The organism is Actinoplanes aureus, from assembly GCF_015704865.1.
Taxonomy (GTDB): domain Bacteria; phylum Actinomycetota; class Actinomycetes; order Mycobacteriales; family Micromonosporaceae; genus Actinoplanes; species Actinoplanes aureus.
In genome coordinates this window covers 123,492-147,866 of sequence record NZ_JADQTO010000013.1, presented here as the reverse complement: position 1 = coordinate 147,866, position 24,375 = coordinate 123,492, and the positions used below count along the sequence as shown (strand labels likewise).

The following is a 24,375-nucleotide window of genomic DNA, read 5'->3' as shown; positions in this document are numbered from 1 at the left end:
ATGCCGGACCGCTATCGCGGATCGCCCGCGTGTTCCCGTTCGGCGGGGGCGGGTTCGCCGCGCCGCCGGCGGTAGAGGGCGAAGATCCCCGGCGCGATGAGCGCCAGGACGACCACGATCCACAGGATCACGGTCAGCGGGGTGGAGACCAGGACGCTCCAGTCGCCCTCGGAGAGGGCCAGCGCCCGGCGCAGCTGCTGCTCGAACAGCGGCGCCAGGATCAGCCCGACCACGGCCGGCGCGACCGGGACGTCGGCCCGGCGCATCAGCAGGCCGACCAGGCCCAGCACGGTGAGGATCATGAGGTCGGCGGTGGTGCCGCCGGCGGCGTACGTGCCGAGGCAGGCGAAGAGCAGCACGCCGGCGTAGATGCCGTAGGCGGGAATGGTGAGCAGCCGCGCCCAGACGCGGACCAGTGGCAGGTTGAGGACGAGCAGCAGGACGTTGCCGATGTAGAGGCTGGCGATCAGCGCCCACACCAGGTCGCCGGACTCGGTGAACAGCTGCGGGCCGGGTTGCAGGCCGTAGGACTGGAACGCGGTCAGGATGACGGCCGCGGTGGCGGAGGTGGGCAGGCCGATGGTGAGCAGCGGAACCAGCACGCCGGCGGCCGCGGCGTTGTTCGCCGACTCCGGGCCGGCGACACCCTCGATGGCGCCGTGACCGAATTCGTGCCGGTGTTTGGAGAGGCGCTTCTCCAGGCCGTAGCTGAGGAACGTGGGCACGTCGGCGCCGCCGGCCGGCAGGCTGCCGATCGGGAAGCCGATGGCGGTGCCGCGCAGCCAGGCCGGCCAGGAGCGGCGGAAGTCGTCGCGGGACAGGACGGCGGCGCCGCGCAGCGGTTCGACCCGGCTTGCGCCGGTGCCGGCGACCAGGTGGGCGAAGGTCTCGCCGAGAGCGAACAGGGCGACCACCACGATCACCACGTCGATGCCGTCGAGCAGGGACGGCACGCCGAAGGCGAGGCGGGACTGGCCGGTGAGGGTGTCGATGCCGACCAGGCCGAGCGTGGCCCCGATGACCAGGCTGGCCGCGCCCTTGAGCAGGCTGGGCCCGAGCAGCGCGCTGACCGTCACGAACGCCACCGCCATCAGCGCGACGTACTCGGGTGGTCCGAAACCGATCGCGATGTCGGCGACCAGCGGCGCGGCCACGGTGAGCGCGATCGTGCCGATGGTGCCGGCGACGAAACTGCCGATGGCGGCGGTGGCGAGCGCGGCCGCGGCCCGCCCGGAACGGGCCATCTTGTTGCCCTCCAGGGCGGTGGCCACGGACGCGCTCTCGCCGGGTGTGTTGAGCAGGATCGAGGTGGTGGAGCCGCCGTACATGCCGCCGTAGTAGATGCCGGCGAACATGATCAGGGCGCCGGCCGGTTCGAGGCGGAAAGTGATCGGCAGCAGCAGGGCCACCGTGAGCGCCGGGCCGATGCCGGGCAGCACGCCGACGGCGGTGCCGATGGTGACGCCGACCAGGGCCCACAGCAGGTTGGCCGGGGTCAGCGCGTCGGCGAAACCGGTCAGCAACTGGTCCACGTCAGAACCCCCACGGTCCGGTGGGCAGGCTGAGGCCGATCAGCCGGTCGAAGATCAGGAACGCCAGCGCGGCGAGCGTCCACCCGTAGGCGACGACCCTGGCCGGATGCGGGGCGCCGAGCAGCAGGGCCGCACCGGCGAACAGGGCCGCCGAGCTCACCACGTACCCGAGAATCGGCAGGACCAGGGCGAACGCGATCAGCAGCGCCACCATCGCGGCGAGGCGCCGCAGGCGCCGAGGATCAAGAGCAGACCCCTGCGGCGTACGCAGAAAGCGCACCCCCTGCACCACGAGCGCCCCGCCGAGGACCCCGAGCAGGAGCCCGATCAGCGTCGGCGCGGCGGCCGGTCCCAGCGCGTCGTCGGATTCCCGCAGGTTGGCGGCATCCACGAGAACCACCACGGCGGCGACCACCATGATCAGTCCCAGCAGGGCGGACGCCCGCGCCTGCGCCCGTTCCTGGTCCTCGGTCATGCGATGCCCATCTTCACCAGGACGTCGGTGACGGTCTGGCGCTCGGTCCGCAGGTAGGTCTCGAACTCGGGCCCGGTCAGCGTGGCGTCACCCCAGCCCCGCCGCTGGAGGGTCTCCTTCCACGCCTCGCTCTGTGTCATCCGTACCACCAGGTCTTCGAGCGCCCGCTCGTCGGCGGCGCTGATGCCGGCCGGGGCGACCACGCCGCGCCAGTTGGCCAGTTCCACGTCGACCCCCGATTCCTTGAGCGTGGGCACGTCGGGCAGGGCGGGCAGCCGGTCGGCGCTGGAGACCGCGATCGGCCGGACCGTGCCCGCCTTGATCTGTCCCTCCAGCTCGGAGACCCCGGAGACCCCCGCGGTGGCACGGCCGGAGAGCAGCGTGGACAGCGCCTCGCCGCCGCCGGAGTGAGCCACGTAGTTGACGCCGCCCGGGTCGGCGCCGATCGCGTCGGCGATCAGCCCGGCGAGGATTTGCTCGACACCGCCGGCCGACCCACCGGCGAACGACACCGCGCCGAGATCCTGCTTCATCCGCCCGACCAGGTCGTTCAGGTCGCGGACCGCCGAGTCGGCGGGCACCACGACCACCTCGTAGTCGGTGGTGAGCCGGGCCAGCGGGGTGGTGCTGTCCAGGGTGACCGGCGAGTCGTTGCTCTCGATCGCACCGACCATGATCAGGCCCATCACCATGAGCTGGGTGGGGTCGCCGTCGTATCGGGCGAACTGGCTGAGCCCGATCGTCCCGCCGGCGCCGGCCACGTTGTAGACCTCGGTGCGCCCGGCCAGGTCACGCAGCGCGGTCTGCATCTCGCGGGAGGTCTGGTCCCAGCCGCCACCGGGCGCGGCCGGCGCCATCAGACGTAACTGGCGGCCGTCGAGGAAGTCCGAGTCCCCGCCGTCGCTCCATGGTGTGGTCAGGATGAGCAGCACGGTGCTCACCGCCGCCGCCACCCAGGGTGCCACCACCGCCGGTCGCCAACGCTGCATCGGTCCACCCGCTTCCGAGTGCGGTCCCGCGAGCCTCCGCCTACATTCATTCTTGACCCGGAGGGCTTATGGCGCACGTCGTGGTGGTCGGTGGCGGCAACGCGGGCTTCAGCGCGGCACACGCGGCCGCGGCCCGGGGACGCGCTGTCGTGCTGCTGGAGAAGGGCCGTCCGGACGAGGCCGGCGGGAACAGTTTCTACACCGCGGGCGCGTTCCGGATCGCCCACGCCGGGCTGGACGACGTGCGGGATCTGCTCGACCCCGATCCGCGGCTGGCGAGGACGGTGCTTCCGGCGTACCCGGAAGGGCAGTTCCTGCGGGATCTGCGTGAGGTGACCGGCGGGCGCGCGGACCCGGGGTTGTCCGCCGCGTGCGCGGCGGAGAGCGGCCCGGCACTGCGCTGGCTGCACGGCTTGGGGTTGCGCTTCCGGCTGATGTACGAGCGACAGTCGTATCCGGACGATCAGGGCCGGCACGTCTTCTGGGGCGGCCTGGCGGTGGGCAGCACCGGTGGCGGGAAGGGCCTGGTCGAGCAGCACACCCGCGCGGCCTCGGCCGCCGGCATCGAGATCCGGTACGGACATCGCTGTGGCGACCTGCTGATCGAGAACGGCCGGGTACGCGGAGTGCACTGGACCGACGCGGACGGCGTGGCCGGCGTGACCGAGGCGGAGTCGGTGGTGCTGGCGGCGGGCGGTTTCGAGGCGAACCCGCGGTGGCGGCGCGAGCATCTCGGTGCCGGCTGGGAACGAGCCCTGGTCCGGGGCACCCCGTTGAACACCGGGGACATGCTGCGCTCGGCGATGGCCGTGGGTGCCGCGCGGGGCGGTGACTGGTCGTCGTGTCACGCCGTGGCCTGGGACGCGGGCGCCGCCGCGTCGGGTGACCGGGAGCTGACGAACCGGTTGACCCGGCAGAGCTATCCGCTGGGCATCGTGGTCAACGTGGAGGGACGTCGGTTCCTGGACGAGGGCGCCGACTTCCGCAACTACACGTACGCCAGGTACGGCGGCGAGATTCTCCGTCAGCCGCGCGGGATGGCGTTCCAGGTCTTCGACGCCGCGATCCGGCCGATGTTGCGGGCCGAGGAGTACGACGCGCCCGGAACGTCGGTGGTGACCGCTTCCACGATCTCCTCGCTGGCGTCCGGAATCGGCGTCGACGGGTCACAGCTCACCCGGACGGTCGAGGAGTTCAACGCCGGGATCGACGAGTCGGTGCCGTTCGACCCGTCGGTGAAGGACGGGCGGGCGTCGCGGGCGTCGCCGCCGAAGAGCAACTGGGCGCTGCCGATCCGTACGCCGCCGTTCTACGCCTTCCCGGTGACCTGCGGGATCACGTTCACGTTCGGCGGGTTGCGGGCCGACGAGCACGGCCGGGTGCTGACCGAGCAGGGCTCTGGGCTACCCGGCCTGTACGTGTGCGGGGAGATGCTGGGCGGGCTGTTCAGCGGCAACTACCCCGGCGGGACCGGCCTGACCGCGGGCACCGTGTTCGGCCGGCGGGCCGGGATGCTGGCCTGAGTCAAGCGGCGACCAGCTCTCGTTCGGGTTCCGGGCTCTGTGACCCGTACACCGTCATCACCACACTTCGCGCCCATTGCATCCGTGGCGCCGCGGTCTCCGGGCAGTCGCCGTATGCGGCTGCCATCACGGCCACACAACCGCGTGTGCCACCAAAGGCGCGCACGGCCGTGGCGATGGCGTCGTCGACCATCGAGCCGGTGGGCCGGGATCCGCTCGGCAGGTTACTGGCGAACAGTGCGGAGGCGCGGGCGGCGATCATCTGGGTACGCATCTCGATCAACTCCGATCTATCGGTGGGGTACCGCCTCAGGGTGCGCCTCCCACGCCACAGATCGCCTCCGGTATTCCACCTGAAGGCCCGAATCCGGGAGACCCTGAGGTGTCGGATCTAGGGCTCTGTCCCGCCGGGGGCATACGTAGATCGCCTTACACGTGCCGCTGATGGCCGATAAAGCCACGCCGATCATCGCACCGGTGGCATTTCCCGGCGCGCTTACGGCCATTTCCCCGGCCGGCACGGCCGGTGGCGTGCGGTGATGGCCCCACGGCCCGGCGACGCTCCGCGTTCAGCCTGCCGACATGGAGGAATGCGCTTTCCGGAGCAACCTACGACGGCCATCGCCAGTTGTCAATGATCGACGCTGCGTCACAAACGATCACTGCAACATTCCTGCAAACGAAAAGCATTGACGCTCTCCGATACACAAATTTATGGTCGGGTCAAGGTTTCACGCGTGTTAACGCGCCTTTCTCCCATGGATTTCGCCGAACGCCGTCACACACCAGCGGCGGCGATCCGGCATGCCCTGATCCCTCGGCCCTTCCCCCACGCAAGGACGCGACATGAGACGAATCCGATGGATTGCCACCGCCGGTGCGGTCGCCGCCGCGGCGGTGGTCGCCGGCATGGTGGCCACCGGCCCGGCCTACGCCGAGACCCTGTTCGGCGACGACTTCAACGACGGCAACGCGACCGGCTGGTCCCGCAACGGCGGATCCTGGTCGGTGGTCACCGACGGCTCACCGGCGTACCGCCAGTCCAGTACCAGCTCGAACGCCCGCGCGCTGGCCGGCAACACCGCCTGGACCGACTACACCGTGCAGGCCCGGGTACGCCCGATCGCGTACGCCGGCGCGGACCGCACCGCCGGGATCGCGGCCCGCGCCCAGTCGACGAGCCAGTACTACGCGCTGGTCCTGACCGGCAGCGGAACGGCCCAGTTGCAGCGGGTCTCCGGCGGCACGGCCACCGCGCTGGGCACGGCCGCGGTCGGCGGCACCACCGGCGCCTGGCGGGTACTGGCACTGCGGGCGCAGGGCTCCACGCTGACCGGGTACGTGGACGGGACGGCGGTGCTCCAGGCTACCGACAGCGCGTTCGGCTCCGGCCGGATCGGCCTGGTCACCGGGTACACGAGCGCCTCCTACGACGACGTCGTGGTCGACACCACCGCCCCGGGTCCGGGCCCGTCGGTGACGCCGACCACTCCCCCGCCGCCCGGCGACTGCCGGGTCACCGGCTCCGCCACCGGCTTCGCGTCGGTGAACGCCTGGGGCCAGAGCGGCACGACCGGCGGCGCCGGTGGGCCGGTGGTCGCGGTGGACACGGCCGCCGAGCTGATCAGCGCCATCGCGACGCCGGGCCCGCTCACCGTCTGCGTCAACGGCACGATCACCCTGCCGGCCGGCATGTACGACGTGACGAGCGACAAGTCGATCATTGGGGTCGGCTCGAACGCCGGGATCACCGGTGGCGGCTTCAACATCGGTCTGCCGGTCTCGTCGGTGACCACGCCGCCGGCCGACGCGGTGCACAACGTGATCATCCAGAACCTGACCTTCCGCGGCGCCAGCGACGACTCGATAAACGTGCAGATGTTCAGCCACCACATCTGGATCGACCACAACGACCTGGCGCAGGGCTACGACGGCCTGATCGACGTGAAGCGCGGCTCGTCGTACGTGACCGTGTCGTGGAACCACACCCACCACCACACGAAGAACATGCTGCTCGGCCACGACGACTCGAACGGCGCGCAGGACACCGGCCGGCTCAAGGTCACCTATCACCACAACTGGTTCGACGCGACGCCGCAGCGCAACCCGCGGGTCCGCTTCGGCGAGCCGGTGCACGTCTACAACAACTACTTCTTCTACAACACCGACACCGGTGTGGCCTGCCAGAACAACGCCGGCTGCCTGGTCGAGGGCAACTACTTCGAGAACGTGGAGGAGCCGGTGACCAACACGTACGCAGGACCGGCCGGACGCTGCGTCGCCCGCAACAACGTGTTCGCCGGTGAGTCGGGGACGCCGGAGTGCAGCGGGACCGTGCAGGAGGCGTCGGCCTACTACGGCTACACGCTCGACGACCCGAACACCGTGAAGTCCATCGTCACCAGCGGCGCGGGGGTGTTCTGATGCTGCGACGAGCCCTTCTCCTGGCCGGCGCGGCAACCGCCACGCTGGTGCTCGCGATGACCGCCACCGGGGCACAGGCCGCCACGCTGCTCAGCGACGACTTCGAGGACGGCAACGCCACCGGGTGGAGCACCAACGGCGGGAGCTGGTCGGTCACCACGGACGGTTCCGGGGTGTACCGGCAGGGCGGTACCAGCAGCGACGCCCGGGCGTTGGCCGGGACGTCGAGCTGGACCGACTACGCGATGCAGGCCCGGGTCAAGCCGACCGCGTTCAACGGCGGCAACCGCTTCGCCGCCGTCCTCGCGCGGGTGCAGAGCAGCACCAGCTACTACTACCTGGCGCTGCGGTCCAACAACACCGTGGAGCTCAAGCGTCTCGACGGCGGGTCGTCGACCACCCTCGACACCGCCTCGGTGACCGTCTCGGCCGGCACCTGGTACACCCTGCGGCTGGAGGTCGCCGGGTCGTCGCTGCGCGGTTACGTCAACGGGGCGCTGCTGACCGAGGCCTCCGACACCCGGTGGAGCAGCGGCCGGGTCGGCCTGGCCACGTTCTACACCAGCGCGAACTTCGACGACGTCCAGGTGACGACCGGCGCGGTGACCCCGCCCAGCTCGAACCCGCCCAGCTCGAGCCCGCCCACATCGGAACCGCCGGCGCAGCCGAACGTCGCGGACGGCTGGGCCTCGGTCAACGCCTGGGGCCAGAACGGCACCTCGGGCGGCGCGGGCGGCTCCACGGTCACGGTCACCAGCGCCTCGGCGTTCCTGTCCGCGATCGCCCAGCCGGGCCCGCTCACCGTGCGGGTGCAGGGCATGCTGACGCTGCCCGGGCCGATGCACGACGTCACCAGCGACAAGACGATCATCGGGGTGGGCAGCGGTTCCGGCCTGACCGGCGGCGGCCTCAACATCGGCCTGCCGATCGACGACGACATCACCGCACCGCCGGCGAACGCCGTGCACAACGTCATCGTCCGCAACCTGAACTTCCGTGGCTGGCCGGACGACGCGATAAACGTGCAGATGTTCAGCCACCACATCTGGATCGACCACAACACCTGGACGACCGGCACGGACGGTGGCGTGGACGTCAAGCGGGGCTCGTCGTACGTGACGATCTCCTACAACCACGCCGACGGCACCGACAAGAACATGCTGCTCGGCCACGACGACGACAACGGCGCGCAGGACATCGGCCGGCTGAAGGTCTCGTACCACCACAACTGGTTCGACGGCACCGAGCAGCGCAACCCGCGGGTCCGGTTCGGCGACCAGGTGCACGTCTACAACAACCACTACAACGACACCGGGAACTACGGCGTCGCGTCCACCGAGAACGCCGGCGTGATCGTCGAGGGCAACTCGTTCGAGAACGTCGAGGACCCGTACCACCTCGGTGAGGGTTCGTCCGGGGACGGTCGGCTGGTGGCTCGCGACAACTGCCTCGTCAACTCCGGGTCCGGGCAGACCGGTGGCAGCGTCAGCCCGGTCTCGTACGCGTACACCCTCCAGCCCTGCGCCCAGGTGAAGGCGACCGTGACCGCGCAGGCCGGCGCCGGCCGCATCACCGGCTGAACCCGTGCGGGGGGGGCCCGGGGGGCCCCCCCCCCCCCCCCGGAGGGCACGCCCGAGCAAGCAGCAACCGCCCCCCGGCCCGCGCCGGGGGGGCCCCCCCCCCACGCCACGGAAGGAATCGACATGCATCGCAGAACTCTCCTCGCGGCCGCGGCCGGGGCCGTGGTCGCGCCGGCCGTGGCCGGCCTTCCCGCACAGGCCGCGCCGGGCGGGCCGGACGGATTCGCAACCGTTGCGGGGTACGGCCGGACGACGACAACCGGTGGCGCCGGTGGGCCGACCGTCACGGTGTCCACGGCCGCCGCCTTCCTCGACCACATCGCCCGCCCGGGTCCGTACGTCATCCAGGTCTCCGGCACCATCACCCTGCCCCGGGGATCGAACGACGGTATGCACTCCGTCGCCTCGAACAAGACCATCATCGGGCTGGGCTCGACCGCCGCACTGGTCGGCGGCGGTCTGAACATCGGCCTGCCGGTCTCCTCCGCCACCAGTCCGCCGGCCGGCGCCGTGCACAACGTGATCATCCGCAACCTGCGGTTCTCCGGCGCCTCGGACGACCTGATCAACGTGCAGATGTTCAGCCACCACATCTGGATCGACCACAACGACTTCTCCGACGGCGACGACGGCGCGGTGGACATCAAACGCGGCTCCGACCTGGTCACCGTCTCGTGGAACAGGTTCCACGACCACGACAAGACACTGCTGCTGGGCCATGACGACGACAACGGCGCCCAGGACGCGGGCCGGCTGCGCGTCACCTATCACCACAACTACTTCAACGGCTCGGACCAGCGGAACCCGCGGGTGCGGTTCGCGCCGATCGTGCACGTCTACAACAACTACTACCGGGACAACAGCTACGGCATCGCGTCCACGAACGACTCCGGCCTGTTCGTGGAGGGCAACTACTTCTACAGCGTGAACAACCCCGGCCGGGTGGACTTCAGCGGGCCGCTGGGGCGGATGGTGCAGCGCGACAACATCCTCGTCGACTGCAACCACGCCATCGAGACGCGCGGGACGGTGGCGGATCCGCGCACGTTCTACGCGTACACCGCCGACCCGGCCGCGTCCGTGCCCACCGTCGTGCCGGCCGGCGCCGGCGTAGGAAAGGTGTGACATGCGCAAACTCGTATCCGCGGCGGCCGTGACGGCCCTGCTCCTCCTGCCGCAGCCGGCGATCGCGGCCGCCGCCACCGCGGACGGTTTCGCCTCCGTCGCCGGGCTGGGCCTCACCGGCACCACCGGCGGCGCGGCCGGGCCGACGGTCACCGTCACCACCTCCGCCGACCTGGCCCGGTACGCCGGGGCGAACACCCCGTACACGATTCTGGTGTCCGGCCGGATCTCGGCCGGCGGCATGATCACCGTGGTCGCGAACAAGAGCATCCTCGGCGTCGGCGCGAACGCGGAGATCACCGGAGGCGGGCTGCAACTCGGCACCACGACCCGGCCCGGCAACAACGTGATCATCCGGAACATCCGGTTCAGCAACGCCTCGGACGACTCGATAAGCGTCACCAACAGCGCCCACCACGTGTGGATCGACCACAACGAGTTCCTGCCCGGGTACGACGGATCCCTCGACATCAAGCGGAAGTCGACCTTCGTCACGGTGTCCTGGAATCGCTTCCGCGGCACCGACAAAACCATGCTGCTCGGCCACTCGGACAACTACCGCGAGGACGTCGGCTATCTGAAGGTCACCTACCACCACAACTGGTTCGAGGGGTCCAACCAGCGGCATCCCCGGGTGCGGTTCGGCGAGCCGGTGCACGTCTACAACAACTACTACGACGACATCGGGCTCTACGGGATCGCGTCCACCGAGAACGCGGGTGTGGTCGCCGAGGGCAACTACTTCGAGAACGTGGCGTTTCCCTGTTACTCGGTGAGCGGCTACGCGGAAAGCAATCCGGGGCGGCTCGTGCAGCGGGCGAACGCGTTCGTGAACTCGGGGTCGTGCGAGGCCGGCGGCACCGTGGCCGAGCCGTCCGGATATTACGGATATCAGCTTGATGCCGCGTCGTCGGTGCCGTCGATCGTGACCGCCGGCTCGGGCGTGGGGAGGATCTGATGCGGATCTTGCGTTCGGCGGCTGTGGCCGCTCTGATCGCCGGCGGTCTCTCGGTAGCCGCGCCGGCTGCGGCGGCGCCCTCGACGCCCGACGGCTTCGCGTCCGTCGCGGCGCTCGGCCTGACCACCACCACCGGCGGAGCGGGCGGTCCTACCGTCACCGTCGACACCACCGATGAGCTGCTGGACGCCATCGACACCGTCGGTACGATGATCATCCAGGTGTCCGGGACCATCGAGATCACCAGCAAGCAGGGGGTACGCCCGAACAAGACGATCATCGGGGTCGGCTCGAATCCGACGATCTCCGGGGGTGGGTTCGACTTCTACCGGTCGTACAACGTGATCGTACGGAACCTGACCTTCGTCGACGCCGAGGACGATGCGATCAATGTCGGTCAGCAGTCGCATCACATCTGGATCGACCACAACACGTTCGTACGCCCGGTGGACGGCTCGATCGACGTGGTCCGCGGCGCCGACTACGTGACGGTCTCATGGAACCACTTCGCCGGCACCGACAAGAGCATGCTGATCGGCCACTCCGACGGCGCGTCCGGCACCGACGTCGGGCATCTCCGGGTGAGCATCCACCACAACTGGTTCGACGGTTCCCGCCAGCGCCACCCCCGGGTCCGCTTCGGCGAGCCGGTGCACGTCTACAACAACTGGTTCGACGGCAACGAGCTGTACGGTGTCGCATCCACAATGAACGGCGGCGTCGTGGTCGAGGGCAACGCGTTCACCGCGGTCCCCTATCCGTGCTTCTCCACAAGCGGCTACGCCGACAGCGGCCCGGGCCGCCTGGTGCAGCGCAGCAACGTGTTCACCGGATCAGGCCCGTGCCAGGCCGGCGGCACGGTGGCCGAGCCGCGCTCCTACTACGCCTACACCTTGGACCCGGCGGCGAACGTGCCCGCTCTGGTCCAGGCGGGCGCCGGAGCCGGCCGGCTCGGAGGTGGCGCTTTGCGGCGCCCGCCTCCGCCGAGAGGCAGGCGCCGCAACCGCCGGCCGACGCCTACCTTGTCCAGTCGCAGAGCACGGTCCGCCATTTCACCCCACGCCGGCCGCCGGGTGCACGAGCCGGCCGCCAGTACAGGAGCCTGCCGCCAGGCACGAGCCGGCCGCCAGGACAGGAGCCGGCCAGCAACGCGCAAGCAGGCCAGCAACGCGTAAGCCGGCCAACAACGCGAGCCCCATTCGGTGCGTCACGGACGACCGCACCCGGCCGGCCTTCGCCCAGCCACCTAACCAGGGCCTATCAGGTGCCTCAGGGCGGCCGGACCCGGCGGAAGCCGGGCGGAGCGGCTGCCACCGAGCGTCGACCGGCGGGTGCCGGGACGGGGGTGGAGGTCGGCTGGACACGATCGGCGCGGTGAGCCAGCTGGGTCAAGGGCGGGACGAGGTGTGCCGGACCCGAGGATCGGCCCGGCGGGCGCGGTTCGGCCGGGAGTGGCTGGTGGTCGCGCGGGCAGGGCGGGACGGGGAGATGTGTGGGGACGGCCGGCTGCGCGTACCGAAGAAGGGTCCTGATCCGCGCAAGGGGATGCCTTGGCGGATCAGGACCTGGGGCCGTTAGGACAGGCGCAGTTTCAGGTGGGAGGCGGCCGGCTGGACGCCGACCACGGTGCCCGTGGGGTAGCGCAGGGTGTGGTCGCGGTCGGTGGAGATCAGTACCAGGCCGATGCGGTGGCCGGGGGCGAAGACGTGGTCGGTGGTTTGCAGGTTCCAGCGGAACGTGTACGCCTTGCCGGGCCGGATCGGGGTGGTGTGCGCGGGTGACAGGCGGTTGCGCACGTCGATCCAGCCGCGGGTGACGATCTCGTAGGGGGTCGTCGCGGTGATGTACTCGCGGCGGTTGAAGCAACCCGGGTCGCCCTCGATGCCGGGGCCGATGCAGTCCTGGACCGGGAGGGTGCGGACGCCGGCGAAGCGCTCGGCCGTGCCGTAGTCGACCAGCAGGGCGGTCAGGTAGGGCGAGTCGCCGGTGAGGTCGGCGCGGACGGTGACCTCGGGTGTGCCGGAGAGGCGGGTCTGTTTCGTCAGCGGCGCGGTCAGGTAGGCGAGCCGGTTCGGATCGGTGGCCGTCTCGTTGGCGGCCAGGTCCTCGGCCGTGCGGGCGGTGTTGTCGATGAACGTCTGCCGGGTGACGCTCGGCTTGGCGCCCAGCGTGCCGTCACCCAGCCGCAGCACGACCGGCCGGCTGTCCGGCAGCGGCCAGTTGCGCGCGGTCTGCCACTGGTTCGGCGCGACCTCGACGTCCGCGATCGGCTCCCGCATGATCCCGGTGTCGATCTTGTACAGCCACTGGTCGAACCAGCGGTGCAGGGTGTTCAGCCACTGCTCGCGCCGGATGTTGAAGGGGTCGGTGTGCCCGGCCTGGTGCAGCCAGATCTTGCGCGGCACCCGGTTCGCGGCGAGCGCGTCCCACCACTGGCCGGCCTGTCCGGTACGCACGTTGAAGTCGTGCAGGCCGTGGACGAGCAGGACACTCGCGCGCACCTTGTGGACGTCACGCAGATAGTCGCGTTCGGCCCAGAAGCGGCTGTAGTCGCCGGTCTCCCGGTCCTGGTCGCGTTCCAGCGCCGCCATCACGCCGGCGCAGACCTCCGGGTTCTGCCGGGTGAGGACCGCCTTGGCCAGCACGTCGGTGTCCTCGCCCTGGAAGCCGCCGGGTGCGACGACACCGCCGTTGGCGCGGTAGTAGTCGTACCAGCTGGAGATCGCGGCAGTCGGCACGATCGTCTCCAGGCCGCGCACGCCGGTGGTGGCGACCGCGTTGGCCAGGGTGCCGTTGTAGGAGCCACCGATCATGCCGGTGCGCCCGGTGGACCAGCGGGCCTCGACCGGCGCGCCGGCGGAGTCGAACGCTTTCGCGCGGCCGTTGAGCCAGTCGACGACGGCTTTCATGCCGAGGGTCTCGTTGCGCCCGCCGGAGGTGGGGCATCCGGTGGAGCCGCCGGCGCCGAGGCTGTCGGCGAAGGCCACGGCGTAGCCGCGCGGGACGAAGTAGTTGTCCAGATAGCCGGCGAAGGTGATGGTGTCGGCGCGGTTGGCGCTCACGTCCGCGCGCAGGGCGTGCGCCCCGTCGCGGTCGATGTCGTCGTGGTTGGGCACGTCGTTGAGACCGGCGTAATACGGGCTGGGCTGGAAGATGACCGGGATCTTGCGGTCGGTCCTGGGGCGGATGACGCGTACGGCGACCCGGTCCGGCGCGCCGTCGGCGTCGCTGTCGACCGAGGTCTGGACCCACACCTGCTCGCGGATCGCGGAGGCGTAGTCGTAAATCGGCTGAGTGCCCTCAGTGTCGGGCGGGGCGGCGGTCGCCGCCGTGGCCGCGGTGGCAGCGACGACGGCGGAGACGGTGGCCGCGAGTAGTCGGGCGAGTCGCATCGCGTCACCATATCGCCGAGAGTCGATCGTCGGGGGGCGTCGCCCGATCATCCGGTGCATCGACGCTCACGATCGTCTAGGTTGATCGGTGTTCCGCTGTGGACAGGGGGGATTCAATGATGAAGCTTCGTATGCTGGCGGCTGCCGCGACCGCTACGGTCCTGGTGCTGGCGCCGGCGACCGCGGCCACCGCCGGAGGGAACCATGGCAACTCCTGCGGCAAACAGGCCAACGACACCTACGCCGAGCTGCTCAAGTGCGTGACGCTCGGTGGGGTGATGGACCACCTCGAGGCGTTCCAGAAGATCGCCGACAGGAATGACGACCCGTCGTACCCAGGGACCCGGCACGCGGGCACCGAGGGCTACGCGAACAGCGTGAAATACGTGGCCGGCCAGCTCCGCAAGGCGGGCTACAAGGTCACCCTCGACCCGTTCGAGTTCCAGTTCGTGTTCCCGGCGCTGCTGCAGCAGCTCACCCCGGTGAACGCGGAGTACGAGACCGGCCCGTTCACCAACAGCCCGTCCGGTGACGTGACCGGCCCGGTCATCCCGGTCGACATCAACCTGACCGGCGACCGTGCCACCACCAGCGGCTGCGAGGACTCCGACTTCGCCGGCCTGAACTTCAGCGGGCCCAACGACATCGCGCTGATCCAGCGCGGTGGCCCGCCCGACGCGTCCTGCACCTTCATCGTGAAGGCTCAGAACGCGCAGGAAGCCGGCGCGGAAGCCGTGATCATCTTCAACCAGGGCAACGACCCGACCCGTGAGGGTCTGATCGTCGGCACCCTCGGCGAGAACCCGCCGATCACCATCCCGGTGGTGGGCGCCAGCTTCGCCACCGGTGTGGCGCTCGCCCAGGCCGGCTCGACCGCGCACGTGCGGATCCTGCCGTCCGAGACGCGTACCGACGTCAACGTGATCGCCGAACTGCCCGGCAAGAACCGCGACAACGTGGTGATGGCCGGCGCTCACCTGGACAGCGAGACCGAGGGCCCGGGCATCAACGACAACGGCTCCGGTTCGGCCGCGATCTTGGAGACCGCGCTGCAGATGGCGAAGGTCAAGCCGCAGAACACCGTGCGCTTCGCCTGGTGGGGCGCGGAGGAACTGGGCCTGATCGGTTCGACGGCGTACGTCGAGGAGCTCACCCAGGCCGAGCGGGACCGGATCGCGCTCTACCTGAACTACGACATGGTCGGCTCGCCGAACTACATCTTCATGGTCTACGACGCGGACGAGTCGTCGTTCCCGGCCCCGGTCGCGGTGCCGCCGGGCTCGACGGCGATCGAGGACCTCTACGAGTCGTACTACACCTGGAAGGGTGAGCCGTACGACGACGCCGAGTTCTCCGGCCGCAGCGACTACCAGGCGTTCATCGAGGCGGGCATCCCGTCCGGCGGCCTGTTCACCGGCGCCGAGGTCGTGAAGACCGAGGAGCAGCAGGCCATCTGGGGTGGCGTGGCCGGCGAGTCGTTCGACCAGTGCTACCACATCGCCTGCGACGACATCGACAACCTGGACAAGCACGCGCTCGAGGTCAACAGCGACCTGATCGCGTTCGCCCAGCTCACCTTCGCCTACTCGACCGAGTCGGTGAACGGTGTGCCGGGCAAGAAGGTTCCCGGCAAGCCCATCAAGCTGCCGGCACCGGCCGGTCCGCAGGGCACCTTCACCAGCACCGACGGTGGGGACGCCCCGCACCACCCGGAGGACTGACGCAGATCGCAACCGCGGGCCGTGGCGGAAACGCCACGGCCCGCGTTGTCTTGTCGTGAAGCCCATCCCGCTCCGCCGTCTCGTCGTGCCGGGGCTGCTGCTCGTCCTGCTGACCGGCACGTTCGCCACCCCGACCGGACGCGCCGTCTGGGTGCCCGCCCCGCCACTGCGCTTCGTCGCGCGGTACACGTTCGACGGCACCGCCCCGATGGCCGACGCCACCGGCCACGGGCACACGCTCAGCCCGGTCGCCGGCGGCAACGCCACGGTCGCCCGTACCCCGCACGGCGCCGGCCAGGCGGTTCAATTCCCACCTCGCTGCAAGCGCGGTCGCCCCTGCCCGCGCCTGGTGCTGCGCGCCGGCAGCACGCCGTCGCTCAATCCCGGCTCGCGCCCGCTGCGCTACGGCGCCTCGGTGCGGCTCGCACCGAACCTGACCAGCAAGGGCCAGAACGTGCTGCAGAAGGGCTACTCGACCGAGGGCAGCCAGTACAAACTCCAGATCGACGGTCGCTCCGGTCATCCCAGCTGCGCGCTCGTCGCCGGGCCGGGCATCCACCTGGCACTGGCCCGGATCAGCGTGGCCGACGACCGCTGGCACAGCCTGGAGTGCCGGCGCGCGGGCACCGGCCTGACCGTGCTCATCGACGGCGTCGCACAGGGCGGCACGACGGTGCCGGCCGGGCTGTCGGTCGCGAACGGGCGGCCGCTGAGCGTCGGCGGCAAGAGCGCCTACGGCGACAACGACCAATATCACGGTCAGCTCGACGACGTCTGGATCGCAGTCGGTTGAAAGAAGACCCATTTTTCGGTACGCGTCAGAGCAGTCCCGCCGGCGCCGCGCGGCCCGGCAGCCACTCCGGGCCGCGGCGCGACCGCCGGGCTTATGCGGTGCGCCCGCCACACTGCCATTCGCGGCGTGCGGCGGCCGCGGCCTTCAACGCCTGTAGCAGCGGCAGCGCCTTCTCGGCGGCGGTGCGGCCGGCCGCCTCGAACTCCGGGATCCGGGACAGCTCCCAGAACGCGTACTCGTCGACCTCGGGGCAGAGCAGCAGGTCGGCGTCCTCGGCCAGCCGGTCGGTGCCGCCCGGCTGCAGGGTGCTCACCGCGACCATGATGTGCAGCAGCGTGGTCGGCGGGCGCCGGGGCAGCGGGCCGGAGACGTCCACCGCCACCACGATGTCCGCGCCCATCTGGCGGGCCAGCCGGGCCGGGACCATGTTGACCAGGCCGCCGTCGACCAGCAGATGCCCGTCCCGGTCGACCGGCGGGAACACCCCCGGGATGGCGGCGCTGGCCAGCACCGCGCTGCCGACCGAACCCTCCCGCATCACCACCTCGTCGCCGGTGGTCAGATCGCAGGCGACCGCGGCGAACGGCCGGGCGAGCTCGTCGAACCGCATCCCTCCGACCGCGCTGTCCAGGAACGCCGCCAGCTTCGCGGTTTCGAAGAGCGCCTTACGCGTACGCGCGGGGCGGATCAGCCGTGCCCAGCGCAACGTCTGCGCCAGCTTACCGATCTCGGACGGCGTCCGGCCGGCCGCGTAGAGCGCCCCGACCAGGGCACCGGCGCTGGTCCCGGTGATCACCGCGGGTTCCAGTCCGGCGCGGTCGAGCACGTCGAGGACGCCGATGTGTGCGGCACCGCGTACCGCGCCTCCGCCGAGGGCCAGGCCGATCCGGATCTCGCTCATTCCCACCACACTGCGGTCCGGGGCGGCCGGAGACAAGCACCGCCGGTCAGTCGGTGCGTTCCACCAGGGCGATGAGCCCGGCCAGGTCGGAGGCGAGGGCCTCTTTCAGGCCGGCCATCTCGGCGGCCCGCTCGGCCGCCTTCGGGCCGTCCATGCGGGCGTGCAGTTCGAGGCGGCTGCCGGTGCCGTGCGGGTGCGACTCGTGCCGGACGGTCAGCTCGGCGCCGTCGAGCAGCAGGGTGTCCTGGTAGGCCAGGCCGGGCACCAGGTCGGAGACGATAAAGGGGCATTCCGGCCCGTCCTTCGCCTTCATCACGCCGCGGGCGCCGGCTTCGAGGGGACCGTCCAGCCGCAGGTACTCCATGCCGGGCGCCCACTCGGGGTGGGTGGCCACGTCGCACCACCGGGCGTGGAAGTGCTCCGGCGCGACCCGCGACTCAGCGACGATGTGCCCGATCTCGATCATGGCGGCATCCTCGCAGACGCGTGTCAGCCGGGGACCAACAGGCCCGCGGCGGTGGTCAGGTCGGGGACGACGACGGTGGCGGCGGGTTCGTCGGGGCTTTCGGCGTACTCCCCGGTCCGCACCCGGATGGAGCGGGCACCCAGCGCGACCGCCACGGCGACGTCCTTGCCCGGCCGGTCGCCGATCATGACCAGCTGGGCCGGGTCGATGCCGAGGGTCTCCGCGGCGTGCCGCAGGCCGCCGGGGTGGGGTTTGCGGGCGGCCCGGCCGCCGAGTTCGTCGGTGATCACGATGGTGATGAACGCCTTGCTGAGGCCGGTGGCGGCGAGTTTGGCGCGCTGGATGACGGGGTTGCCGTCGGTCAGGCAGGCGACCGGGTAGTGGGCGGCGAGCGCGGCCAGGGCGTCGGCGGCGCCCGGGTAGAGCGGCAGCCGGCGCGGGTGGTAGGTGGTGAAGGCGGTGACGAGCGCCGGGACCAACTCGGCGGCCCGGTCGGCGGGGAGGCCGTAGGCGGCGAGGGCCCGGTCGATGGTGCCGCCGCGGTCGGAGCCGGCGATGAGCTGGCGGCGGACGAGCCGGGCCAGCCGGATCGGGTCGAGGCCCTGTGCCGCTCCGGCGCGGCCGACGGCGCGGGAGGCGCCGTAGAGGTAGGCGGCCTGCGGGTAGAGCGTGTCGTCCAGGTCGATGACGATGCCGGCGGGTGCCGGGCCGGTCCAGGTGGGTGTCTCAGTGGTCATGCGGCGATCCAGGGGCGCGTGCCGTCGGTGTAGTCGGGTTCGTCGAGAGCGAGCAGCGGATCCACGGCCGGGTCGGCGAGGAGGGCGGCCACCCGTGTGCCGGTGTCGCCGTCGCCGTAGGGACACGGCATCGACGCGATGTGCGCGAGGGTGTCCGGCGAGCTCAGCCGATGCGCGGCGGCTACCGCACCGGACGCTTCGGCGTCGCTGGTGATGCCGGTGAGCACGGCGCTGCCGGCTTCGACGCCTTCCCAGCGCGGGGTGGAGCGGCGCAGCACCACCACCGGCACGCCCAGGTAGGCCGCCTCCTCCTGAAGGCCACCGGAGTCGGTGACGACGACCCGGGCGCCGGCGAGCGCGCGCAGCAGGTCGTCGTAGGGCAGCGGGTCCTCGCAGGTCACCCCGGGCAGCGCGGCGAGCTGCTCCAGCAGGCCGGCGGAGAGCAGACGGGCGCGGGTCCGCGGGTGGATCGGGAAACGGACCGGCCCGATCGCGGCCAGGCGGGCGATGACGTCGACGAGGCGGGCCAGGCGGTCCGGATCGTCGACGTTGGAGGCGCGATGGGCGGTGACCAGCACGCCGGTGCGGGCGGTCGGCGGCACGGGAGCGATGCCGTGCTCGCGGAGGGCGTCGATCACCGGATTGCCGACGACGAAGACACGAGCAGCGGGTACGCCCTCGGCGGCCAGGAAGGCTGCGGCGCGGGCGGTCGGTGCGAAGTGCAGCTGGGCGATGGCGGCGGCGACCCGGCGGTTGACCTCCTCCAGGCTGCGCGGGTTGAAGCTGCGCAGGCCGGCTTCCAGGTGGGCGAAGGGGATGCCGGCGCCGCGGGCGGCCAGGGCGTACGCGGGCACGGTGTGGGTGTCGCCGAGGGCGAGCACGACGTCGGCGGGCACCCCGGCGAGGACTCCGGCGGCGCCGGTGAGCAGGGCGCCGAGCCGGCCGGAGCCGGTGGGGAGCGTCAGGCGTACGTCCGGGGTGAGCCCGAGCGTGCGCTGCACGTCACCGCTCATCGCCGCGTCGGCGTGCTGGCCGGTGTCGACGGTGGTGACGGTGTGCCCGGCGGCACGCATGGCACGCACCACGGGAGCCAGTTTGATCACTTCGGGGCGGGTACCGAACGGGACCAGGACGTGCTTCATCGGGCAACTCCGAGGGCGAGGGGGTCGGTGACCGGGGCGCCGTCGGCGTCGTAGTAGACCTCGGCGAAATGCCGGGCCATGCGCACGCCGGGCCGGTAGGTGAGGCCGGGCAGCCGCGCGCCCGGGTTCAAGATGCCTTCGAGGTACGCGGTGACGACGTCCGCACCGGCCGCCAGGGTGAGCGGCAGTCCCCCGGAGAAGCGCGGGTTGACCTCGACGACCGTGACGCTGCCGTCCTCGGCCACGAAGCCCTGCACGTTGGCCGGACCGGTGTGGCCGACGGCCCGCAGGGTGGCGGCGGCGACCTCGGTGACCCGCGGGTTCTCGAAGGTGGTGCCCCGCACCGAGATGCCGCCGCGGGTCTCGTCGCGCCAGCGGGGCACGCAGGCGACCAGGGTGCCGTCGCGGTCGACGAGCGCGTCGGCGGTGAACTCGCGGCCGGTCAGCCGGGTCTGCGCGATGGCACCCGGGACGGTGGCGAAGGCGTGGGCGAGGTCGCTCGGGTCGCTGACCATCACGACGTCGCGGCTGCCCCGCCCGCGGGCCGGCTTGACCACCCACGGACCGGGGATCATCCCGGCGGTGGCGGCGTTCCACGCGGTGGTGGGGTGCGGTACGCCGGCCTGGTAGAGGGCGGCGGCGAAGGCGACCTTGTCGAGGCACGTCTCCGCGGCGTTCAGGTCCGGCAGCCAGGTGCGTACGCCCAGCCTGGCGAGGGTGCCGGTGAGCGGGGTCAACGCCGCGTACTCCTCGGCGACGGTGCAGATCAGGGCGGCCGGGCGGTGCTCGTCGAGGGTGGTGAGGAGGGCTTCGGCGTACCCGGGCTGGTCGGCGCGGGGCAGCACGGCGGCCCGCCCGGCCAGCCGCAGGCCGACCGCGTCCGGGTTGGCGTCGAGGGCGAGCACGTGGTCACCGGCGGCCTGCAGAGCCTTGATGACGGCGACACCGGCCGGGCCGCCCGCGCCGGTCACGGCGATCAGCCGTCCGGTGGGCGCGACGCCGGCGTCCTGCTGGGGTGCCCGCATGAGCCAGGCGCGGGCCCACAGGCGCAGGGAGATGACGTCCTGGCCGGCGACGGGTTCCCACTGGCGGGCGGCGACCGCGGTGGCCAGCGAGTCGAGGACCAGCGGGTCGGTCTCGTGGGTGGCGACCGCGAGCAGGGTGGCGGTGTGCACGCCGAGACCCTTGGCGGCGAGTTCGCGGACGATGACGGCACGGCGGCCGGCGCTCTCGTGGCCGACGCGGTAGTCGACGCGGCGCTGCTCGCGGCGGCGGGCGAGCCGGCTGGAGACGGACTTCGGCAGGATCCTGCGGTGCAGGATCGCCGCCACGTTGGTGCGCTCGGTCTCCGCTGAGGTCTCGACCGGGACGCGGTGACCGAGGCCGGGCCGGGCCCAGGCTTCCGGGCGGTCGGCGGTGTGCCGGCCGGTGTGGTCCTGTTCGGCGCGCTGCGCGTCGTACATCGTCAGTCCGATCATGATGAGCAGTCCGATCAGCGTGTAGGCGAAGTTGATGGCGGCGCCGACCCAGTCGTGGAAGAAGATCAGCGCGTCGATGGCGAGGTAGCGGCCGGCCAGCAGGGACAGGATCAGGCGGACCTGGTTGGCGGCCAGGACGAACAGGCTCGCCGCGACGAGGCCGACCAGCACCTGCGGTCGTTCGCGGAGAGCGACCAGGGCGAGGGCGGCCAGCGCCAGGACGCTGGTGAGGATCGAGCAGGACGCGGTCATCTCGGCGACCACGGGTTCGTAGCCGGGGCCGAAGACGATGAACGAGTCACCGAGGACGGCCGAGATCCGGTCCACGCCGAGCCCGTCGAGGATGGTCGCCGTGAGGGACACCTCGAAACGCCGGGCCCAGTCGATGAGCAGGAGGTAGCCGCCGACGCAGCCGAGTACGGCGAGCAGCATCTCGATGAGGACGAGCTGCCGTCGGCGTACGGTCGCGGTGGTTACCATCCGGCGGCTCGCCCGCCGGACCAGCGTGCGCTCCAGCCGGCGCGTCACGAGGCTCATGGCACCGCCACCGGTTCGCGGGCGACCGTGCTGGTGGCCCCCGAGCGCGCGGTCTTGGACCAGCTGTACGTGGTGCCCCACATGCCGTCGAAGTACGCCTTGGTGGCGGTCAGGATCGACATGCCGAAGGCCGGGATGAACCCGACGAGCATCCACACGGCGCGCCGTTCGACGCGGCCGAGCACGAGCCCGACCGCGAGCTCGGTGAACGGGCCGGCGAACAGCAGGGCGGACAGCGCGAGCATCTCGATCGCCGAGGAGTCACCGAAGCCGAAGGCGCGCAGCACGATCAGCAGCAGGCCCAGGCCGCAGAGCACCGGCACGTGGTAGACCCAGAGGAAGAGCATCGTCTCGAGCTTCTCCATGAGCGAGAGATGCCGGGTACGCAGAATCGGCCGCCAATAGTCACGCAGGCACTTCTGGTGCCCCCGCGCCCAGCGGTAGCGCTGCCGCCAGAACCGGCTGGACGACAGCACCGCCTCCTCGAAGTCGACGGCCGACGGGTCGTAGCGGACCCGCCGCCCGCTCAGGAGCAGCCGCAGGGTGAGGTCGGTGTCCTCGGTGACGGTGTCCGGGTTCCAGCCGCCGAGGGCGCGGATCAGGTCGGTGCGTACGGCGCAGTTGGCACCGCCGTAGGCGGGCAGCTCGAACAGGGCCTGCCGGCCGTACTCGTTGACCAGATAGCCGGAGAGATAGTCGATGAAGATGGTGGAGGCGAGGCTGGACTCGACGCCGTTGCGGACCACGCAGCGGCCCATCACGGCGCCGACCTTGGGTTCGCGGAAGTGCCGGACCAGCCGGCGCAGCACGCTGGCCTCCGGCTGGTGGTCGGCGTCGAAGATCACCGCGATCTCGGCGTCGACCAGGGCGAGGGCGTCGTTGAGGGCGCCGGACTTGCCGCCGCCCGCGCCGGGTTCGCGGTGCAGGACGCGCAGGCGCGGGTTGGCCGCGGCCCAGCCGTCGAGGATGGCACCGGTGCCGTCGGTGGAGGCGTCGTCGACGACCACGACGGTGAGCTTGCCGGCCGGGTAGTCGAGCGAGAGCAGCGCGGACACCATGCCGTCGACGACGAGTTCCTCGTCCTTGCAGGCCACCAGGACGGCGACCGAGGGGGTGAAGCCCTCGACGCCGACCAGCGGCGCGTCCAGGTCCTTCTCGGCCCAGCGGGCGGCGGAGACGGCGAACGCGAGGTGCCGGAAGAAGAACAGCAGGAACACGACGTTGAGCACGGTGGCGCACCAGCCGAGGGTGGCGTCGGCACCGAACAGCGCCAGGGCGGCCGCGAACAGCAGCGCGTGCCCCAGCAGACCCTTGCGGAAGTGCGCCGGGGACGCCGTACGGCGGTGGCGCCCCCGGCCGGTCATGCCGGTACCCGCGCCGGGTAGGCGGGGATCCCGGTCAGCAAGGGCATCTGCGGAACCGGTGCCAGGTCCCAGACGAACCGGGCCGGCGTGAACGCCTCGGCGTAGCGGACCCGGGCCTGGGCGCCGAAGTGGCGGGCCGAGGCGGCGACCACCTCCGGATCCACCATGGCCGAGTTCTCGACCTGGCTGCGGTGGCAGGACAAGGCGTCGATCTTGCGGTCCAGGTGGGCCGAGATGTCCACGTAGACGGTAGGCTCGAACCGGGTGGTCGACGGGCTCCGGTAGTGCAGGACCCGCCGGTTGTGCCGCGCGGCGGACAGCGTCGCCGCGGTCACCGCCCGGTGGTCCTGGTGTGAGTCGTCGGGCGCGTGCACGTAGATGACGTCGGCCTCGGTGTCGCGGATCGCCTTCTCGATCACCGCGATGGTGCCCGCGTCGGCGGTCACCGCGCAGTCGACGAGGTGGCCCCACCGCAGCAGGCAGTCCAGGTTGCGCGCGGCCGCCTCGGCCTCGGCCCGCCGGCCGGCGGTGGAGCCGGGACCGTTCTGCCCGCCGGTGACGACGAGCATGGTCACGGCGTCGCCGGCGGCCCGGTGTGCGGCCAGGGTGCCGCCGCAACCGAGCTCGATGTCGTCGGGGTGCGCCCCGATCGCCAGCACGCTGCGCAACATCACTTGACCGCCGGGCGGCGCTTGCGCCAGAAGAACACCCCGCCACCGATGAGCGCCGCGACGAGCAGCGCCAGCAGCGGGCCGGAGCCGTTGCCGCCGGCCGGCAGGCTGACGTCCTTGCCGCAGGTCGGCCGGTTCCAGGTGGCGGTGACGGTCTTGCCGCCGACGGTCCAGGTGACCTTGGTGTTCTTGGAGATCCAGCCGGTGGAGAAGCTGGCCTTGTGCGAGCCCGGCTCGAAGCGGGTGGTGACCGTGCCGTCGGTCTTGGTGGTGCCGCCGGTCAGCTCCAGCCGGTTGTTGGTCCCAGCGTCGATCTTGCCGGCCGACTTGCTGGTGTTCACGTAGCCGAAGACGGCCCGGTAGGTGTTGTTCTTGGTGTCCTGCACCACGCAGTCACAGGTCGGAGTGCCGGCGAAGGTCTGCCAGGTGGCGGCCGCCGGGTTCGAGTTGAGCACGAGCACCGTCACGATCGCCGCGACCACGGCGGCGCTGGTGGCAGTGATCAGCGCGCCACGCCGGCGCAACGACTGGGGCACAAGACGCATGGACAACCTCCACAGTTCCGAG

Annotated in this window: 21 protein-coding genes; 8 read left to right on the top strand and 13 right to left on the bottom strand. The window is 71.3% G+C overall.

Annotation, left to right across the window (positions count from 1 at the left end; translation table 11 throughout):
- Positions 1-11: 11 nt before the first annotated feature.
- The 3 genes from I4J89_RS26475 to I4J89_RS26465 are packed head-to-tail and all read right to left on the bottom strand — an operon-like array spanning position 12 to position 2,996.
- Positions 12-1,532 (bottom strand): tripartite tricarboxylate transporter permease, encoded by a 1,521-nt coding sequence (locus I4J89_RS26475; RefSeq protein ID WP_196416785.1) that lies wholly within the window; start codon positions 1,530-1,532, stop codon positions 12-14.
- Between the two features lies 1 nt (position 1,533).
- Positions 1,534-2,007, bottom strand: a complete 474-nt coding sequence (locus I4J89_RS26470) for a tripartite tricarboxylate transporter TctB family protein (RefSeq protein WP_196416784.1) — start codon at positions 2,005-2,007, stop codon at positions 1,534-1,536.
- Positions 2,004-2,996, bottom strand: coding sequence for a Bug family tripartite tricarboxylate transporter substrate binding protein (locus tag I4J89_RS26465; protein WP_196416783.1), 993 nt, complete (start codon positions 2,994-2,996; stop codon positions 2,004-2,006). The genes I4J89_RS26470 and I4J89_RS26465 overlap by 4 nt, the downstream gene beginning before the upstream one ends.
- A 68-nt stretch (positions 2,997-3,064) precedes the next feature.
- On the opposite strand from I4J89_RS26465, the gene tcuA reads away from it, so the two are divergent.
- Positions 3,065-4,519, top strand: a complete 1,455-nt coding sequence (gene tcuA, locus I4J89_RS26460) for an FAD-dependent tricarballylate dehydrogenase TcuA (RefSeq protein WP_196416782.1) — start codon at positions 3,065-3,067, stop codon at positions 4,517-4,519.
- Position 4,520: 1 nt separating this feature from the next.
- On the opposite strand, the gene I4J89_RS26455 is transcribed toward tcuA, so the two are convergent.
- On the bottom strand, positions 4,521-4,793 hold the full coding sequence (locus I4J89_RS26455; protein WP_196416781.1) for a hypothetical protein: 273 nt from the start codon (positions 4,791-4,793) through the stop codon (positions 4,521-4,523).
- A gap of 572 nt (positions 4,794-5,365) precedes the next feature.
- On the opposite strand from I4J89_RS26455, the gene I4J89_RS26450 reads away from it, so the two are divergent.
- The 5 genes from I4J89_RS26450 to I4J89_RS26430 all read left to right on the top strand — a co-directional run bounded on the left by I4J89_RS26450 (position 5,366) and on the right by I4J89_RS26430 (position 11,781).
- Positions 5,366-6,943: a pectate lyase family protein gene (locus I4J89_RS26450; protein WP_196416780.1), complete on the top strand. Its 1,578-nt coding sequence runs from the start codon at positions 5,366-5,368 to the stop codon at positions 6,941-6,943.
- Positions 6,943-8,523 (top strand): pectate lyase family protein, encoded by a 1,581-nt coding sequence (locus tag I4J89_RS26445; protein ID WP_196416779.1) that lies wholly within the window; start codon positions 6,943-6,945, stop codon positions 8,521-8,523. Before I4J89_RS26450 ends, I4J89_RS26445 begins: the two co-directional genes overlap by 1 nt.
- Before the next feature lie 123 nt (positions 8,524-8,646).
- A complete protein-coding gene (locus I4J89_RS26440) occupies positions 8,647-9,648 on the top strand; it encodes a pectate lyase family protein (RefSeq protein ID WP_196416778.1) in 1,002 nt (333 codons plus the stop codon).
- Position 9,649: 1 nt separating this feature from the next.
- Complete coding sequence (locus tag I4J89_RS26435; protein ID WP_196416777.1) at positions 9,650-10,606, top strand: pectate lyase family protein; 957 nt, start codon at positions 9,650-9,652, stop codon at positions 10,604-10,606.
- A complete protein-coding gene (locus I4J89_RS26430; RefSeq protein WP_230859625.1) occupies positions 10,606-11,781 on the top strand; it encodes a pectate lyase family protein in 1,176 nt (391 codons plus the stop codon). Before I4J89_RS26435 ends, I4J89_RS26430 begins: the two co-directional genes overlap by 1 nt.
- A 399-nt stretch (positions 11,782-12,180) precedes the next feature.
- Here I4J89_RS26430 and I4J89_RS26425 read toward each other — a convergent pair whose 3' ends face one another.
- Positions 12,181-13,998 (bottom strand): Xaa-Pro dipeptidyl-peptidase, encoded by a 1,818-nt coding sequence (locus I4J89_RS26425; RefSeq protein ID WP_230859624.1) that lies wholly within the window; start codon positions 13,996-13,998, stop codon positions 12,181-12,183.
- A 116-nt stretch (positions 13,999-14,114) separates the two neighbouring features.
- On the opposite strand from I4J89_RS26425, the gene I4J89_RS26420 reads away from it, so the two are divergent.
- Together I4J89_RS26420 and I4J89_RS26415 are read left to right on the top strand one after the other, a co-directional pair.
- Positions 14,115-15,719: a M28 family metallopeptidase gene (locus tag I4J89_RS26420; RefSeq protein ID WP_230859623.1), complete on the top strand. Its 1,605-nt coding sequence runs from the start codon at positions 14,115-14,117 to the stop codon at positions 15,717-15,719.
- Positions 15,720-15,774: 55 nt separating this feature from the next.
- A complete protein-coding gene (locus tag I4J89_RS26415; protein WP_309238488.1) occupies positions 15,775-16,512 on the top strand; it encodes a LamG-like jellyroll fold domain-containing protein in 738 nt (245 codons plus the stop codon).
- Between the two features lie 91 nt (positions 16,513-16,603).
- Here I4J89_RS26415 and I4J89_RS26410 read toward each other — a convergent pair whose 3' ends face one another.
- Genes I4J89_RS26410 through I4J89_RS26375 form a run of 8 tightly spaced genes read right to left on the bottom strand, consistent with a single transcriptional unit; the run spans position 16,604 to position 24,353 of the window.
- Positions 16,604-17,413, bottom strand: coding sequence for a patatin-like phospholipase family protein (locus I4J89_RS26410; protein WP_230859622.1), 810 nt, complete (start codon positions 17,411-17,413; stop codon positions 16,604-16,606).
- Between the two features lie 46 nt (positions 17,414-17,459).
- Positions 17,460-17,879: an SRPBCC family protein gene (locus tag I4J89_RS26405; protein ID WP_196416774.1), complete on the bottom strand. Its 420-nt coding sequence runs from the start codon at positions 17,877-17,879 to the stop codon at positions 17,460-17,462.
- Between the two features lie 23 nt (positions 17,880-17,902).
- Positions 17,903-18,616 (bottom strand): HAD family hydrolase, encoded by a 714-nt coding sequence (locus tag I4J89_RS26400; protein ID WP_196416773.1) that lies wholly within the window; start codon positions 18,614-18,616, stop codon positions 17,903-17,905.
- Positions 18,613-19,758 carry a non-hydrolyzing UDP-N-acetylglucosamine 2-epimerase gene (gene wecB / locus I4J89_RS26395; RefSeq protein WP_196416772.1) on the bottom strand — a complete coding sequence of 382 codons (1,146 nt, stop codon included), beginning with the start codon at positions 19,756-19,758 and terminating at the stop codon, positions 18,613-18,615. The genes I4J89_RS26400 and wecB overlap by 4 nt, the downstream gene beginning before the upstream one ends.
- Positions 19,755-21,773 (bottom strand): ATP-grasp domain-containing protein, encoded by a 2,019-nt coding sequence (locus I4J89_RS26390; RefSeq protein ID WP_196416771.1) that lies wholly within the window; start codon positions 21,771-21,773, stop codon positions 19,755-19,757. The genes wecB and I4J89_RS26390 overlap by 4 nt, the downstream gene beginning before the upstream one ends.
- Positions 21,770-23,137, bottom strand: coding sequence for a glycosyltransferase family 2 protein (locus tag I4J89_RS26385; RefSeq protein ID WP_196416770.1), 1,368 nt, complete (start codon positions 23,135-23,137; stop codon positions 21,770-21,772). The genes I4J89_RS26390 and I4J89_RS26385 overlap by 4 nt, the downstream gene beginning before the upstream one ends.
- Complete coding sequence (locus I4J89_RS26380) at positions 23,134-23,808, bottom strand: PIG-L deacetylase family protein (RefSeq protein ID WP_230859621.1); 675 nt, start codon at positions 23,806-23,808, stop codon at positions 23,134-23,136. The genes I4J89_RS26385 and I4J89_RS26380 overlap by 4 nt, the downstream gene beginning before the upstream one ends.
- Positions 23,808-24,353: a hypothetical protein gene (locus I4J89_RS26375; protein ID WP_196416768.1), complete on the bottom strand. Its 546-nt coding sequence runs from the start codon at positions 24,351-24,353 to the stop codon at positions 23,808-23,810. The genes I4J89_RS26380 and I4J89_RS26375 overlap by 1 nt, the downstream gene beginning before the upstream one ends.
- Positions 24,354-24,375: the final 22 nt, after the last annotated feature.

Coding starts and splice junctions, on each gene's coding strand:
- I4J89_RS26445 (WP_196416779.1), top strand. CDS start 6,943: ATGCTGCGACGAGCCCTTCTCCTGGCCGGCGCGGCAACCGCCACGCTG.
- I4J89_RS26385 (WP_196416770.1), bottom strand. CDS start 23,137: ATGACCGGCCGGGGGCGCCACCGCCGTACGGCGTCCCCGGCGCACTTC.
- I4J89_RS26435 (WP_196416777.1), top strand. CDS start 9,650: ATGCGCAAACTCGTATCCGCGGCGGCCGTGACGGCCCTGCTCCTCCTG.
- I4J89_RS26465 (WP_196416783.1), bottom strand. CDS start 2,996: ATGCAGCGTTGGCGACCGGCGGTGGTGGCACCCTGGGTGGCGGCGGCG.
- I4J89_RS26380 (WP_230859621.1), bottom strand. CDS start 23,808: ATGTTGCGCAGCGTGCTGGCGATCGGGGCGCACCCCGACGACATCGAG.
- I4J89_RS26455 (WP_196416781.1), bottom strand. CDS start 4,793: ATGCGTACCCAGATGATCGCCGCCCGCGCCTCCGCACTGTTCGCCAGT.
- I4J89_RS26420 (WP_230859623.1), top strand. CDS start 14,115: ATGATGAAGCTTCGTATGCTGGCGGCTGCCGCGACCGCTACGGTCCTG.
- I4J89_RS26405 (WP_196416774.1), bottom strand. CDS start 17,879: ATGATCGAGATCGGGCACATCGTCGCTGAGTCGCGGGTCGCGCCGGAG.
- I4J89_RS26410 (WP_230859622.1), bottom strand. CDS start 17,413: ATGAGCGAGATCCGGATCGGCCTGGCCCTCGGCGGAGGCGCGGTACGC.
- I4J89_RS26425 (WP_230859624.1), bottom strand. CDS start 13,998: ATGCGACTCGCCCGACTACTCGCGGCCACCGTCTCCGCCGTCGTCGCT.
- I4J89_RS26470 (WP_196416784.1), bottom strand. CDS start 2,007: ATGACCGAGGACCAGGAACGGGCGCAGGCGCGGGCGTCCGCCCTGCTG.
- I4J89_RS26440 (WP_196416778.1), top strand. CDS start 8,647: ATGCATCGCAGAACTCTCCTCGCGGCCGCGGCCGGGGCCGTGGTCGCG.
- I4J89_RS26400 (WP_196416773.1), bottom strand. CDS start 18,616: ATGACCACTGAGACACCCACCTGGACCGGCCCGGCACCCGCCGGCATC.
- wecB (WP_196416772.1), bottom strand. CDS start 19,758: ATGAAGCACGTCCTGGTCCCGTTCGGTACCCGCCCCGAAGTGATCAAA.
- tcuA (WP_196416782.1), top strand. CDS start 3,065: ATGGCGCACGTCGTGGTGGTCGGTGGCGGCAACGCGGGCTTCAGCGCG.
- I4J89_RS26430 (WP_230859625.1), top strand. CDS start 10,606: ATGCGGATCTTGCGTTCGGCGGCTGTGGCCGCTCTGATCGCCGGCGGT.
- I4J89_RS26390 (WP_196416771.1), bottom strand. CDS start 21,773: ATGAGCCTCGTGACGCGCCGGCTGGAGCGCACGCTGGTCCGGCGGGCG.
- I4J89_RS26375 (WP_196416768.1), bottom strand. CDS start 24,353: ATGCGTCTTGTGCCCCAGTCGTTGCGCCGGCGTGGCGCGCTGATCACT.
- I4J89_RS26450 (WP_196416780.1), top strand. CDS start 5,366: ATGAGACGAATCCGATGGATTGCCACCGCCGGTGCGGTCGCCGCCGCG.